The 13,300-nt window shown below is 69.5% G+C and carries 14 protein-coding genes; 8 read left to right on the top strand and 6 right to left on the bottom strand.

The window, feature by feature from the left end; genetic code table 11:
- Positions 1–13 precede the first annotated feature (13 nt).
- The 6 genes from AC1DG4_RS11540 to AC1DG4_RS11515 all read left to right on the top strand — a co-directional run bounded on the left by AC1DG4_RS11540 (position 14) and on the right by AC1DG4_RS11515 (position 4,439).
- Positions 14–940, top strand: coding sequence for a carbohydrate ABC transporter permease (locus tag AC1DG4_RS11540; RefSeq protein WP_477378286.1), 927 nt, complete (start codon positions 14–16; stop codon positions 938–940).
- On the top strand, positions 940–1,848 hold the full coding sequence (locus AC1DG4_RS11535) for a carbohydrate ABC transporter permease (RefSeq protein WP_477378284.1): 909 nt from the start codon (positions 940–942) through the stop codon (positions 1,846–1,848). Before AC1DG4_RS11540 ends, AC1DG4_RS11535 begins: the two co-directional genes overlap by 1 nt.
- Positions 1,845–2,570 carry a DUF624 domain-containing protein gene (locus AC1DG4_RS11530; protein WP_477378282.1) on the top strand — a complete coding sequence of 242 codons (726 nt, stop codon included), beginning with the start codon at positions 1,845–1,847 and terminating at the stop codon, positions 2,568–2,570. Before AC1DG4_RS11535 ends, AC1DG4_RS11530 begins: the two co-directional genes overlap by 4 nt.
- 78 nt (positions 2,571–2,648) lie before the next feature.
- The gene (locus AC1DG4_RS11525) at positions 2,649–3,059 is read left to right on the top strand and encodes a VOC family protein (RefSeq protein WP_477378281.1); all 411 of its coding nucleotides are present in this window, start codon (positions 2,649–2,651) and stop codon (positions 3,057–3,059) included.
- Between the two features lie 34 nt (positions 3,060–3,093).
- Positions 3,094–3,474, top strand: coding sequence for a MerR family transcriptional regulator (locus AC1DG4_RS11520; RefSeq protein WP_477378279.1), 381 nt, complete (start codon positions 3,094–3,096; stop codon positions 3,472–3,474).
- Entirely contained in the window at positions 3,471–4,439 is a 969-nt protein-coding gene (locus AC1DG4_RS11515; RefSeq protein WP_477378277.1) for an aldo/keto reductase, read from the top strand. Before AC1DG4_RS11520 ends, AC1DG4_RS11515 begins: the two co-directional genes overlap by 4 nt.
- A 91-nt stretch (positions 4,440–4,530) precedes the next feature.
- Here AC1DG4_RS11515 and AC1DG4_RS11510 read toward each other — a convergent pair whose 3' ends face one another.
- Both AC1DG4_RS11510 and AC1DG4_RS11505 read right to left on the bottom strand, forming a co-directional pair.
- On the bottom strand, positions 4,531–5,337 hold the full coding sequence (locus tag AC1DG4_RS11510) for an isocitrate lyase/PEP mutase family protein (protein ID WP_477378275.1): 807 nt from the start codon (positions 5,335–5,337) through the stop codon (positions 4,531–4,533).
- 133 nt (positions 5,338–5,470) lie between these two features.
- Positions 5,471–6,583 carry an FUSC family protein gene (locus tag AC1DG4_RS11505; RefSeq protein WP_477378273.1) on the bottom strand — a complete coding sequence of 371 codons (1,113 nt, stop codon included), beginning with the start codon at positions 6,581–6,583 and terminating at the stop codon, positions 5,471–5,473.
- 195 nt (positions 6,584–6,778) lie between these two features.
- Between AC1DG4_RS11505 and AC1DG4_RS11500 the strand changes: the two genes are divergently transcribed.
- Positions 6,779–7,399, top strand: a complete 621-nt coding sequence (locus AC1DG4_RS11500; protein WP_477378271.1) for a TetR/AcrR family transcriptional regulator — start codon at positions 6,779–6,781, stop codon at positions 7,397–7,399.
- A gap of 94 nt (positions 7,400–7,493) precedes the next feature.
- On the opposite strand, the gene AC1DG4_RS11495 is transcribed toward AC1DG4_RS11500, so the two are convergent.
- The 3 genes from AC1DG4_RS11495 to AC1DG4_RS11485 form a co-directional block, all read right to left on the bottom strand.
- Entirely contained in the window at positions 7,494–8,618 is a 1,125-nt protein-coding gene (locus AC1DG4_RS11495; protein ID WP_477378269.1) for a Gfo/Idh/MocA family protein, read from the bottom strand.
- Positions 8,615–9,439, bottom strand: a complete 825-nt coding sequence (locus tag AC1DG4_RS11490; RefSeq protein WP_477378267.1) for a sugar phosphate isomerase/epimerase family protein — start codon at positions 9,437–9,439, stop codon at positions 8,615–8,617. Before AC1DG4_RS11490 ends, AC1DG4_RS11495 begins: the two co-directional genes overlap by 4 nt.
- A gap of 148 nt (positions 9,440–9,587) precedes the next feature.
- Entirely contained in the window at positions 9,588–10,298 is a 711-nt protein-coding gene (locus AC1DG4_RS11485; RefSeq protein WP_477378265.1) for a lysophospholipid acyltransferase family protein, read from the bottom strand.
- A gap of 58 nt (positions 10,299–10,356) precedes the next feature.
- Between AC1DG4_RS11485 and arfB the strand changes: the two genes are divergently transcribed.
- Complete coding sequence (arfB, locus tag AC1DG4_RS11480; RefSeq protein WP_477378263.1) at positions 10,357–10,794, top strand: alternative ribosome rescue aminoacyl-tRNA hydrolase ArfB; 438 nt, start codon at positions 10,357–10,359, stop codon at positions 10,792–10,794.
- A gap of 192 nt (positions 10,795–10,986) precedes the next feature.
- Here arfB and AC1DG4_RS11475 read toward each other — a convergent pair whose 3' ends face one another.
- The gene (locus AC1DG4_RS11475; RefSeq protein ID WP_477421245.1) at positions 10,987–13,272 is read right to left on the bottom strand and encodes an alpha-L-rhamnosidase; all 2,286 of its coding nucleotides are present in this window, start codon (positions 13,270–13,272) and stop codon (positions 10,987–10,989) included.
- Between the last annotated feature and the right edge of the window lie 28 nt (positions 13,273–13,300).

Genomic DNA, 13,300 nt, shown 5'->3' with positions numbered 1-13,300 from the left:
AGCAGAGAGAGACATGACCACCACCACGGACCGCCCGCCCGCAACGGTGCAGCGCACGGTCGCGAGCCGCCGGATGCGCCGGCACAGCATCCTCGTCGGCTGGAGCTTCATCCTGCCGAACTTCCTCGGATTCGCGCTGTTCACCCTGGTCCCGGTGCTCGCCGCCTTCGTGCTGGCGTTCATGAACTGGGATGCCTACAACCCGCCCACGTTCGCCGGGATCAAGAACTTCACGCGCCTGTTCGGCGACCAGAACTTCCACGTCGCGCTGGTCAACACCCTGCTCTATGCGCTCGGCCACGTGCCGCTGACCCTGGTTTGCGCACTGGGGCTCGCGATCCTGCTCAACCAGAAGCTGCGCGGCATCGCTTTCTTCCGGGTCGCCATCTTCTTCCCCTACATCACCTCGCTCGTCGCGATCGCCATCGTCTGGAACATGCTCTTCGATCCGGTGAACGGACCGATCAACCAGTTCCTGCACCTGCTCGGGATCGCGAACCCGCCGGGATGGACCTCGAGCACCGGGTGGGCACTTCCCGCCGTGATCATCACGAGCGTGTGGCGCGACATGGGCTACTACATGGTGCTGTTCCTCGCGGGGCTGCAGGCCATCCCGCAGGAGTACTACGAGGCCGCCGCGATGGACGGCGCAGGGCGGTGGCGCACGTTCTGGAACATCACGCTGCCGTCGCTTCGACCCACCACCTTCCTCGTTCTCGTGCTGCTGAGCGTGTCGAGCTTCAAGGTCTTCGACCTCATCTTCGTGATGACCGGCGGCGGGCCCGGGCGCGCGACGCTCGTGCTCTCGCAGCTCATCTACCAGAACGGCATCCTGAACGGCCAGTTCGGGTACTCCTCGGCGATCTCGCTCGTGCTGTTCCTGATCGTCCTGATCGTGACCGTGTTCCAATTCCGGATCCAGCAGAGGAGGGAGCGCTGATGTCCTCTCTCACGTCCGACCTCGCCCAGCAGCTCGACAGCGGGCGCGTGCAGCCTCCCGCCGTCTCCCGACCCCGCACGAGGAGGAGCCGCGCGCGGATCGGCCGCATCGGGATGTACGTGCTCCTCGTCGTCCTGCTGACCGTCGTGCTGCTGCCGTTCCTGTGGATGCTCTCCTCGTCGTTCAAGCACGACGACGAGGTGCTCACGGTGCCCGTGCAGTGGCTGCCGACCACCTTCGTGTGGAGCAACTACGCGGAGATCTGGACCCAGATCCCGATGGCCGGCTACCTCGCGAACTCGGCGTTCCTCGCGATCGTGATGACGATCCTGCAGGTGCTCACCGGCAGCTTCGCCGCCTACGGCTTCGCCAAGGTGCGCTTCCCCGGCCGGGACGCCCTGTTCCTCGCCTACATCGCGACGATCGCCGTGCCATGGCAGGCCTACATGATCCCGCAGTACGTGATGATGCAGAAGGCGGGCCTGACGAACACGTTCACCGCGCTCATCCTGTTGCAGGCGTTCGGCGCGTTCGGGGTGTTCCTGATGCGCCAGTACTACATGACCATCCCGGACGAGCTCAACGAGGCCGCCCGGATCGACGGCCTCAGCGACTACGGGATCTGGGCGCGGATCATCCTGCCGCTTTCGAAGCCCGCGCTCGCCTCGCTCGCCCTGCTCACGTTCGTGAACACCTGGAACGACTACATGGGACCGTTCATCTACCTCTCCAGCAACGAGCTGTGGACGGTGCAGATCGGACTCAAGTCGTTCATCGGCCAGTACTCCGCGCAGTACGCCCTGATCATGACCGGATCCGTGATCTCGATCGTCCCGATCCTGGCCATCTTCCTCGCCGGGCAGCGCTACTTCATCAGCGGGATCGCGACGAGCGGGATGAAGGGATGAGCGCCGTGATCGACGATCGCGCCCAGCCCCGTCCGTCGCGGCGCCGGATCCTGCATCTGCGCCAGGAGACCATGGAGTCGATGTTCGCCTACGCGTACACGATCCTGATGACGGATCTGCTGCTCGTGCTGGCGAACCTGCCGCTCGCCGTGCTGCTTTTCGTCTCGCGCGACGCGCTGCAGGCCTGGCCGACCGTGCTGCTGCTCTCGCTCACACTCGCCCCCTCGCTGGCCGGGGCCTTCGAGGTGTTCCGCCGGATGCGCGACGAGGAGCCGCCGCGTCCGTTCGCCGCGTTCTGGCACGGGTACCGCAGCCGCGGCACGGCGGCCGCACTGCTCGGCCTCGCCACGGCGCTCGCGATCGGATTCGTCCTCTACGACGGCGCGATCCTGACCGGCACCGCCTGGGCGCCCCTGGTCGCACCGACGCTCGCCGTGCTGGCCGCCTGGGTGCTCGCGACCTGCACCTCGGCGCTCGCCGGGCTCGTGCTGTACCCGCAGGCGTCGGTGCGCGCGATCGTGAAGGCCGCGATCTACCTTTCCGTCCGGCGCTGGTACTTCAGCGTGTTCGCGCTCGTGCTGCTCGCGATCTCAGCGGCCGCGGTCATCCTCCAGCCCGTGCTCGGCGCGCTCGTGCCGGGGCTCCTCCTTTACGTCGTGTTCGCGAACGCCGAGTTCGCCTTCCGCCGAGCGGTGGAAGCCGAGGTCGCAGGGACGGTGTGATCCGCGCGGCCGAGGCGTTCCGGCCGGACACCGCGCTCACCCCTGGACCCGCGCCGCCGAGGAGCGCATGCTGGGACCATGACCGGTTTCCAGACCACGCATGCGTTCAGCGGGTTCAGCGTCGACGACGTCGACGCCGCCCGGACCTTCTACGGCGAGACGCTCGGCTTGGACGTCTCGACGAACCCGATGGGGTTCCTCGACATCCGGCTGCCGCAGGGGGGATCCATCCTCGTCTACGCGAAGCCGAACCACACCCCGGCGAGCTTCACGATCCTGAACTTCCCGGTCGACGACGTGGAGGCGGCGGTCGACGACCTCAACGCCCGCGGCGTGGTGACGAAGATCTACACGGATCCCGACTTCGGCACCGACGCGAAGGGCATCGCGCACGGCGGCCCCGGCCGCGGACCGGACATCGCCTGGTTCACCGACCCTGCGGGCAACGTGCTGTCGGTCCTCGCGGCGAACGGACCGGATCCGGCTTGACTTCGAGCGCACTCGAAGTCGTAGCGTGGGGCGCATGCAGGACACGACCACGACGCGCTCGATCTCCGAGGCCGCGCAAGAGCTCGGGCTGACCGCGCACACCCTCCGCTACTACGAGCGCGAGGGGCTCATGCTGACACCGGTCGACCGGGTGTCCTCCGACCGCCGCCGGTACACCGAGGGCGACCTCGCCTGGCTCGGGTTCCTGCGCAAGCTCCGCTCGACGGCGATGCCGATCGCGACCGTTCGCCGCTACGTCGAGCTCGCCCGTGCGGGCGACGGCACCAGTGCAGAACGGCTCGCGCTGCTGCGCGAGCACCGCGAGACCGTGCTCGCCCGACGCGCGGAGCTGGACGACGCGCTCGGCGCCATCGACATCAAGATCGACCTCTACAGCGAAAGGCTCTCCTCATGAAGCACGCAACCCTCGGCGCCCTCTCCGTCGGCCGGCTCGGCCTCGGCTGCATGGGCATGTCGGCCTTCTACGCGGGCGCGAACACCGACGAGGCGGAGTCGATCCGCACCGTCCACCGTGCCCTCGATCTCGGCGTCACGATGCTCGACACCGCCGAGATGTACGGCCCGCACACGAACGAGGAGCTCGTCGGCCGCGCGCTCGCCGGACGTCGCGACGGGGTCGTGATCGCGACCAAGTTCGGGATCCATGCCGGCGCCGAGGGCGGTCGGGTTCTCGACGGTACCCCGGAGAACGTGCGACGTTCGGTCGAGGGCTCGCTGCAACGGCTCGGCACCGACCGTATCGACCTGTATTACCAGCACCGGATGGATCCGGCCACGCCGATCGAGGACACGGTCGGCACCCTCGCCGAGCTCGTCTCGGAGGGCAAGATCCTGCACTACGGGCTCTCTGAGGCGGGCGAGGAGACGATCCGTCGCGCGCACGCGGTGCATCCGGTGACGGCGCTGGAGACCGAGTACTCGCTGTGGACACGGGAGCCCGGCGAGCAGCTGCTGCCGGTGCTGCGCGAACTCGGCATCGGCCTCGTGCCGTACTCGCCGCTCGGGAGGGGCTTCCTCACCGGCGCGATCCGCTCGGCCGAGTCTCTGGCCGACGGCGACTTCCGCCGCAGCAACCCCCGGTTCGCCGGCGACAACCTCGACGCCAACCTGCGGATCGTGGAGGCGGTCGAGGCGGTCGCTCAAGAGCTCGGCGCGACGCCGGCCCAGGTAGCACTCGCCTGGGTGCTCGCGCAGGGTGCGGACATCGCGCCGATCCCGGGCACCAAGCGGGTCTCGCGGCTCGAGGAGAACGTCGCCGCGGACACGCTCGTGCTGACGCCGGAACACCTCGCGGCGCTCGGCGCCCTGCCGGCGGCGGCGGGCGAGCGCTACGCCGACATGTCGAGCATCGGACGCTGAGCCGAACCGCGTCGTGCGGACCCGGTCTCGCCGCGGGACCGGTCCGCCGGCGGCGGGGCGGTGCTCAGCCGGCGAACCGGCGCTGCACCGCTCAGCCGGCGAACCGGCGCTGCACCTCCGCATACGGGAGGGCGCCGTCGAGGAAGCCGAGCGTGCCCGTCTCGAGCAGCTCACGCCCCGCGCGTTCGAGTGCGGTGAGCGCGGCTCGGGCGAGGCTGCCGCCGAGGCTCACCCGCTTCACGCCGAGCGCGAAGAGCTCGGGCGCCGGGATGACGCGCGAGGCGAGACCGGCCACGATGTTGAGCGGAGCCGGGATCTCGGCGACCAGACGCCGGATCGTGTCCTCGTCGTTGACGCCCGGGACGAAGATGCAGTCGGCGCCGGCCTCGACATAACGCTGCGCCCGCGCGACCGTCTCGGCGAAGGGGTCCGTGGTCCCGCCGAAGAAGTACGCGTCCGTACGGGCGTTCAGCACGAACGTCCCTCGTGGCGCCGCGTCACGGGCCGCCGCGATCCGCTCGGCCGCCTCGTCCACCCCGAACAGGGCGCCGGCTGCCGTGTCCTCGAGGTTGCCGCCGACCGCGCCGATCTCGGCCGCGCGCAGCACCGTGCGGGCGACGTCCTGCGGATCCTCGCCGTACCCGGACTCGAGATCCGCGGTCACCGGCACATCGACCGCCGCGACGATCGCCGAGACCTTCTCGAGCATCGTGTCGAGATCCAGCGCGCCGCCGTCGGGCACGCCGAGCGACCAGGCGATGCCGGCGCTCGTGGTCGCGATCGCGGGGAAGCCGAGCGGGGCGAGCAACCGCGCGGATCCCGGATCCCACGCGTTAGGGAGCACGAAGCCGGAGCCGTGATGCAGGGCGAGGAAAGCGGACGCGCGGTCGTTCGACATGGTGACCTCCTGGCGGGGATGCTGTTGCCTGCCATTCTGCCGCGCCGAGCAGTTAGGACGCGGCGTCGATCCCGGATCCCGAGCATGGCGGCCACGACATCGGGGCGAGACGGCACCGGAACGCCGCCTCCGTTCAGCGCGAAGGACGCGCTCTCGCCCGCGGATGGACGACCCCCGAGACCGCGCCCAGCACGGCACCGATCAGGGTGTCCACGACGCGCTCCACGATCAGGTCCCAGGGGAGCCCTCCCACGGCACCCGCCGCGGCCGAGATGATGAAGAGGACGAGCGGGGTGATGAAGACGAGCGCGAGCGCGTAATTGCGGACCACGAAGATCTCGATCGCGAACTGCAGCCCGGCCAGCAGGAACGGCAGCACGAAGGCCGGCACCGGCAGCGACCCGAGCAGCGCGAAGAGCCCCGCGCCGACGAGGGTGCCGAGGAATCGCTGACTGCCGCGGATGAACGCCACCCGCCGGCCGACATTGACCCCGATCACGGCGATCCCCGCGCACACCGTCCAGTACGCCCGCTGAGGGTCGACGAGCAGCATGCTGAGGAGCGTCCCGGCGACGGCGACCAGAGCCACCCGCAGCAGCAGCGCCGCCGTGTCCCGGTCCAGCTGCGGGCGGCGGGCGATCTGCGTGCGCACCGGTGGCGGAGTGCCGCCCCGCGTCACGGTGATCAAGAACGCCGCCACCGCGACCAGGTAGGCGATGAGCGCGCCCGCGGCGAGAGCGGCGAGGAAGACCAGCGGCTCGACCAGGCGACGTCCGCCGGAGACCCCGGTCAGGTGAGTGGCCAGCCCATAGACGAGCACGAAGAACACCGGTCCCGGCGGGCCGAGCCGGAACCCGTAGTGCAGGGCGGCAGCGATCACGGAGACCACGACCAGACCGATCGCGGCGAGGATCGGGAACGGCGCGAGCAGGGTCCCGATCGCGGCGAAGCCGAGGATCGCGACGCCGATGACGGGCAGCAGCCGGATCCGCACTCTCGGCGCGGCACCGACGAGGTAGATCGTCGTGAAGGCGCCGCTCGCCGCCATCATGCCCATCGCCGGTTGCCCGAACAGCGTGAACAGCGCGACCGGCACGAACATCGACAGCGCGGCCTGCAGCGCGACCGGCCAACGCCGGGACGTCGCGGGGGCGAGCGAGAAATGGCTCCGCGCCCACACGCGGATCAGAGCCGTCGGCGGGCGCGAGGAGCCGGGATCCTGAGAGCGCGGATCCTGCTCTTCCATACGACCCTGYCGCCTCCCGTCGAGCCGAACGGCCCCGACCAGCCTACGCGGCGGGCGCGGGCGATCAGTCGATCCGGCGGCCGAGCGATCGACCTGGTGGGGACGGCGGCTGTCGCGACTCCGGCCAGAGAGCCTTCCATGCCCGGACCGTCCGCGCCACCCCGGTGGCCTCCTGGCCGTCGCTATCATCGGGTGATGGCCGATTCCTCCGCAGCACCCCGCAGCACCGGCCGATACCGCAAGGGCATCGCCCGACGCCAGGAGATCCTCGACAAGGCGATCGAGGTGTTCGCCCGTCGCGGGTCTCAGAAGACGAGCCTGCGTGCGATCGCCCAGGAGGTCGGCGTCACGCACGCGGCCCTGACGCACTACTTCGGGTCCCTGGAGGAACTGCTCGTGGAGGTCTACCGCGCATCGGAGAGCGCGAAGGATGCGGCCCAGCCGATTCCGCTGGACACCAGCCCTGCGCTGTCGATGCGCACGGCGGCGGAGCGCAATCGCAGCATCCCTGGACTCGTCCAGCTGTACTCGACTCTGGTGTCGATGGCTCTCGAAGACTCGCACACCGCCGCGCAGGAATTCATCACGCAGCGATTCACGCGGATCCGCACCGCGATGTCCGCACAGGTGCGTCACCTCCAGGCCTCGGGCGCGCTGCGCGCCGACCTGGATCCGGATCTCGTCGCGGCCCTCGTCATCGCCGCGTCCGACGGGTTGCAGACGCAGTGGCTGCTCGACGATGCGGTCGATCACGAGGCCGCGCTCGAGATGCTGGACCGCCTGCTCTCCGCCGGCACCGACACCGGCTCCGACTGATCCGGGGATCCCGCGAGGGGCAGAACCCCCGGATCAGGACCGACAGTCGTCGGCTCGGGGCCGCTGACCGGTGCGGCCGCCGGAGCCGACGGGTTCAGAGAGTGGCGGCGAAGGGGTCGAACTCGGCCGGCAGAAGCGGGACGGGCCCGACCGTGCTCTCGACGGCGACCGTCCGGCCTGTGCGCGCCGACTCCTGTGCGGACAGCAGCACGTCCAGCACATGGAAGCCGAGCTCACCGGAGGCCACGTGCGGCCGGTCCGCGGCGATCGCGCGCACCATGTCGAGGGCGCCGAGCCCGCGGCCGATCTCGAGGTCTTCGTGGGTGATCTCCACCCACTCCTGCTCGAACGACATGCCGTCGCGCAGCACGCCGAGAGGCTTCACGTACGCGATCCGCCCGGCGAACATGTTGGGGTCGGGAATCACGATCGTGCCCTCGGTGCCGTGGATCTCGACGACGCCGTGGCGCTCCAGCGCCGAGTCGAAGCTCAGCAGACTCTGCGCCTGTGCGCCCTGCTCGAAGGAGGTGACGATCTGGATCGTCGACGGAACCTCGACCGGGAACAGGGCGCCGGCGTTCGGGCCCGTGCGGATCTCGCGCTCCTCGCGTGCTTTGCTGCCGACCGCCGCAACGTTCGAGACCGGGCCGAGCAGGCTCACGAGCGCGGAGAAGTAGTACGGACCCATGTCGAGCAGCGGGCCTGCGCCCTCGGCGAAGAGGAAGGCGGGACTGGGGTGCCACAGGTCCGGCCCCTGGGTCTGGAAGGTGGTCTGTGCGAACAGCGGGCGCCCGATCACTCCGCTCTCGATCGCCCGGCGCGCGGCTTGGAATCCCGGGCCGAGCAGCGTGTCGGGGGCGGAGCCGACGCGAATCCCCGCCGACTCCGCCTCGCGCAGCAGCGTCGCCGCGGCGTCGCGGTCGAGGCCGAGCGGCTTCTCGCTCCAGACGTGCTTGCCGGCGGCGACCGCCGCGCGGGAGACCTCGATGTGCGCGTCGGGAGTGGTCAGGTTGATGACGAACTCGACACCCGGGTGGGCGAGGACGTCCTCGCCGGAACCCCAGGCCGCGATGCCGTGCTTCTCGGCCTGCGCCTGAGCCCGGTCGACCAGCACGTCCCCGACGATGAGCACCTCGGTGTCGGGGAACCTCGCGAGGTTCTCGAGGTACGTGTCGCTGATGACGCCGACGCCGATGACGCCGATCCCGACCGCGCTCATCGGGAGAAACCGCCCTCGGTGAGGAAGGCGTAGCTCGCGGCGATGTCGTCGAAGACGTCGCCCGGCGCGTTGTCGTACTCGATGATGGCGTACTGCACGGCCGACGCCGCCCGCAGCGCGTCGGCGAGGGGCACGTCGCCGCTGCCCGCGTGGCGCTGGTCGAGGCTGTCCGAACCGAACTCGCCGGCACCCGGGGCGAACGGGTTGCTCTCGGGGGCGATGCCGTCCTTGACGTGCACGGCGACGAGGCGGTCGCCCAGACGGGAGACCAGGGCGGGGACATCCTGTCCGCCGACGAGGGCCCAGTACAGGTCGAGCTCGAGAGCGATCCGCTCGTCTGTGAGCGCCACGAAGCGCTCATAGGCGCTCTGCCCGTCGAAGTCGGCGACGAACTCCTGCGCGTGGTTGTGATAGCCCACGGCGAGGCCGAAGCTCGCGGCGGTGTCGGCGAGGGCGTTGAGGCGGTCGGCGATCGCGGTGACCCCCTCGAGGGTGAACCAGCGCTCCGGTGCGACGAACGGGTCGATGACGGTCTTCAAGCCCAGCGTGGCTGCGGCCTCGAAGACGACCTCGGGGGCGGGCGTGGGAATGGATCCGTCCGGCGTCCACAGCTCGTCGGAGAGCAGCGGCGCGTGCCCGGTGGGCGAGGCCAGCCCCGACGCGTCGAGGGCGGCGCGAATCTCGTCCGGGCGGCGCACGAAGTCGAACGCCTCGACGTTGCGCAAGCCGATGGCGGCGAGCCTGTCGAGCGAGCCCGCCATATCGGCGGAGAACTCCGCCGCGAGCGTGTAGAGCTGAACCGAGGTTTCTGGCAGGGCCACGTCGACCTTCCTTCTCTGCAAGGGACCGGGCACTCGCTGCCCGTGCGGCCAGCGTAACAGAAACCTCCACTTGGAGGTAATATAGATTTCTTGCTCAGCGGCTCATCCGAACCTGACGGACTTGCAGCGGCCGCCGCTGCTGTGGGGCTCAGTCGCGGGAGGTCGCGTTGACACTGCCCGAGCGTTCCTGCCCGCTGAGGTGCGCGATGGCGACCATGATGCGCTCGGTGATCTCGCGACGGGCTCTGCCGTCCGGAACACCGTCGAGGTCGGCGAGGTCGAGCGGCTCCCCGAAGCGCACCTCGAGGCGCGGCCTCCCTGGCAGCAGATGGCTCAGCGGCGTGGCGGAGCCGGTGCCGATCAGCCCGACGGGCACGATCGTGGCGCCGGTGTCGCGCGCCATCCATGCGGCGCCGCCGTGACCGTCGTGGAGCTTCCCGTCGCGTGAGCGGGATCCCTCCGGGAACACCGCGAACACACTCCCCGCCCGCAGGATGCCGGCCCCTGCGTCGAGCGCGGCGCGTGCGTCACGACCGGTCGCGCGATGCACCGGCACGCCGCCGATCGACCTGAAGAACCAGCGTTTGAACCGGCCGGGGATCCCGGTGCCCGCGAAGTACGACGCCTTGATGAGGAACTGCACGGGACGCGCCGCGGATGTCGGGATGATGACGGTGTCGAGCGACGCGAGATGGTTGCTCGCCAACAGCACCGGTCCGCGCTCGGGGATGTGCGCTCGTCCCACGATGCGCGGGCGGTACAACAGCCAGAACAACGGCCGCAGAATCGCCCGCCCCAGATAGTAGACGGCCCCCGGCCGTGGCGCGGAAGCGGGGAGCGATGGACCTGGCACAGTCACGTCGTCACCCTATCCGGCATCGTCGGGGTGCATGCGCGACGAGGGGCATGATGGATGCATGCCCGCCGCCCATCGTCCCGGCCTGCGAGTCACGCCGGGGCTCACGATCCCCGAAGCCGAGTTGTCGTGGCGGTTCTCGCGGTCTTCCGGTCCCGGGGGCCAGGGCGTGAACACCGCGGACTCTCGCGTGGAACTCGCGTGGGATGCGGCGGCTTCGAAGGTCCTCACGGTGCCGCAGCGCGACCGGATCCTCACCCGACTGAGCGGTCGCCTCGTGGACGGAGTGCTGACGATCGCCGCATCCGAGCATCGTGCCCAGCTGCGCAACAGAGACGCGGCACGCGCCCGCCTCGCATCGGTGGTGGCCGAGGCATTGCGCCCGCCTTCGCCCACCCGTCGACCGACGACCGCGACGCGAGGAGCCAAAGAACGCCGCCTGCAGGCGAAGAAACGTCGCACGGGTGTCAAAGACCTGCGCAAACCGCCATCCGAGTAGCCTCCGCTGATGCGGATCCCCCGGGAAGAATGTGGCGGCCGTGTCGGCGTACACATCGGCTGTGTCGAAGGTCGTGATTCTTGCTTCGGGAGCGGCGTGCACGCACGCTGCCGCGGCGTCGTTCTCCACCTGCCGCAGCAACAGCAGGAAGCTCGCTGATTGAGTCGTACGTTGGATGTTTCGTCCGTGGGATCACGGTCGGGACRGAAGCTCTCCGGCGGTGAGGGGGGTCGGTACGGTGGCGGTCACCCGGAAGGAGCCAGCGGCTACGTGACGGTCGGGAATTCCCGGAAGCCGCAGGACGGCGTCGACACCGGCGGGAACCTCCGCCTCCACCGTCAGCTCGTCGCCATCGAGGTTCCATCGCACCACGATGCGGCCGTGCGGGGACTGCAGAGAGGTCTCCGCCTCGGTCAGCCCCCCACCGGGGACCGGCGCGATGAGCACTGATCGATATCCGGGAGAGAGCGGCGACAGGCCGCCGATCACCCGGTGCATCCAGTCGGCGACGGCACCGAGCGCGTAATGGTTGAACGAGGTCATCTCGCCCGGGTTGATGGTGCCGTCGGGAAGCATCGAGTCCCATCGCTCCCAGATTGTTGTGGCGCCCATCGTGACCGGGTACAGCCATGACGGGTTCTCGCGTTCGAGAAGGAGCCGGTAGGCGTCATCCACATGGCCGGTGCGGCTGAGCGCGTCCGTGATGAACGGGGTGCCGGCGAACCCGGTTGAGATGCGATAGCCGGCCTCGGCGGCCAGCTCGGCCAGGCGGTTGCCCGCAAACGTCTCGTCCGCCGGGTCGAGCAGATCGAACACGATCGCCAGAGCGTACACGGTCGTGCAATCGCTGCGGATGATGCCGTCGGCCACATACTCGTCGTTGAACGCGGCGCGCAGCCCCGCCGCGATGTCGTCGAACGCCAGTGCCTCCGCCTCGCGGCCCAGCACGCGCGCGATGTCTGCGACCAGCGCGGCCGACCGGTACGCGCACGCTGTCGCCACGACTCCCTTGTCCGCCTTTGCCGCGGCCGGATCTTCCGGTGGCGCGTCCGGGTCGAGCCAGTCGCCGAACTGGAAGTCACCCTCCCAGACCCCGGCGGGTGAGAGCCTGCTGTGCACCCGCCGCACGTGTCCGGCCATCGAGTCGAACTGGCGGCGCAGCACCTCCTCATCCCCGTACGCCTGATACAACGTCCATGGCACCCATACGGCCGCGTCGCTCCAGATTGCGGTGGAGTCGATGGGGCCGATCTCCTCCGGGACGCCGATCATCGTCAGGATGTCGGGGATGACGTATCCGACGACGCCGTCGTGGTGTTTCTGTTCCAGGTCGAGGTCGACCAGCCAATCGGCAAGGAATCCATCGACGTCGTAGAGGAAGGCAGCGGTCGGGGCGAAGGCGGCGATGTCACCCGTCCAGCCGAGGCGTTCGTCCCGCTGCGGGCAATCGGTGGGCACGTCGATGAAGTTGCCGCGCATGCCCCAGACGACGTTCTCGTGCAGTTGGTTCAGTAGCGGGTCGGAGGTGCGGAACTCCCCGATGCGAGTGAGTTCCGAACTGATCGCGACCGCCGTGAGGTCCTCGGGCTTCAGCTCTCCCGGCCAGCCCTCGACCTCGGCGTAACGGAACCCGTGGAAGGTGAAAGTCGGCTCGAACTCATCGACGCCGCCCGAGAGGATGTATCGGTCGGTCGCTTTCGCGCTGCGCAGCGGCCGCACGCCGAGCTCGCCGTGCTCGAGCACTTCGGCGTGCCGGATGACGACCTCGCTCCCCGCCGCCCCTTGGACCCTGACCTTGATCCAGCCGACCAGGTTCTGGCCGAAGTCGAGCAGCGTCTTTCCCGACGGAGATGTGGTGATCTCCTGCACCGGCAGCGCAGCCCACCGCTTCACGCTTGGGCCGATGTAGGGCTGCAACGTTGCGGTGTCGAAGTCGAGCACGCGTACGCCCGTCCACCCGGTGCCGTCGAAGCCCGGGCGCAGCCACGCGTCGTCACGCAGCCGCGCGTCGATAGTCTGCCCGTCGTACAGGTCGTTCGCCAGCACTGCGCTCGGGCCGCTGGACCACTGCTCATCAGTAGTCACGAGTTGGGTCGATCCGTCCTCGAACGTCACCTCGAGTTGGGCGAACGCGCCAAGCTCGTCGCCGTAGTAAGACCCGCCGCCAGTCCAGCCGAGGCGCCCGCCGAACCAGCCCTTGCCAAGCGCGAGACCCAGGACGCTCGTGCCCTCCAGCAGGGCGGTGACGTCGTAAGTCGCATAGCGGAGCCGCCACTGGTAGCTGCTCCATCCGGGAGTCAGCAGGTCCTCGGAAACGGCGCGCCCGTTGATCCACGCTTCCACTATCCCCTGCGCGGTCAAGGTGAGCCGAGCGTCCCTGACAGCGCCATGCCCCTCCTCGAGCGCGAACTCGCGCCGGAGCAACGGTGCCCCGTCGAAGGCGGCGTCAGGGGCGATCATGTGGGCGTGCCAGGTCATGTGTTGGTTCTCCAGTCGGTTGTGCATT

Source organism: Microbacterium sp. 05N427, assembly GCF_056397105.1.
Note: the sequence above shows the minus strand (reverse complement) of the source record. Positions and strands in the feature narration are given on the sequence as shown.

What these genes read in the sequence shown, in the direction of transcription:
- AC1DG4_RS11510 (WP_477378275.1), bottom strand. Translation starts at nt 5,337, where the DNA reads ATGTCGAACGACCGCGCGTCCGCTTTCCTCGCCCTGCATCACGGCTCC.
- AC1DG4_RS11500 (WP_477378271.1), top strand. Translation starts at nt 6,779, where the DNA reads ATGGCCGATTCCTCCGCAGCACCCCGCAGCACCGGCCGATACCGCAAG.
- AC1DG4_RS11540 (WP_477378286.1), top strand. Translation starts at nt 14, where the DNA reads ATGACCACCACCACGGACCGCCCGCCCGCAACGGTGCAGCGCACGGTC.
- AC1DG4_RS11495 (WP_477378269.1), bottom strand. Translation starts at nt 8,618, where the DNA reads ATGAGCGCGGTCGGGATCGGCGTCATCGGCGTCGGCGTCATCAGCGAC.
- AC1DG4_RS11535 (WP_477378284.1), top strand. Translation starts at nt 940, where the DNA reads ATGTCCTCTCTCACGTCCGACCTCGCCCAGCAGCTCGACAGCGGGCGC.
- arfB (WP_477378263.1), top strand. Translation starts at nt 10,357, where the DNA reads ATGCCCGCCGCCCATCGTCCCGGCCTGCGAGTCACGCCGGGGCTCACG.
- AC1DG4_RS11505 (WP_477378273.1), bottom strand. Translation starts at nt 6,583, where the DNA reads ATGGAAGAGCAGGATCCGCGCTCTCAGGATCCCGGCTCCTCGCGCCCG.
- AC1DG4_RS11525 (WP_477378281.1), top strand. Translation starts at nt 2,649, where the DNA reads ATGACCGGTTTCCAGACCACGCATGCGTTCAGCGGGTTCAGCGTCGAC.
- AC1DG4_RS11530 (WP_477378282.1), top strand. Translation starts at nt 1,845, where the DNA reads ATGAGCGCCGTGATCGACGATCGCGCCCAGCCCCGTCCGTCGCGGCGC.
- AC1DG4_RS11515 (WP_477378277.1), top strand. Translation starts at nt 3,471, where the DNA reads ATGAAGCACGCAACCCTCGGCGCCCTCTCCGTCGGCCGGCTCGGCCTC.
- AC1DG4_RS11520 (WP_477378279.1), top strand. Translation starts at nt 3,094, where the DNA reads ATGCAGGACACGACCACGACGCGCTCGATCTCCGAGGCCGCGCAAGAG.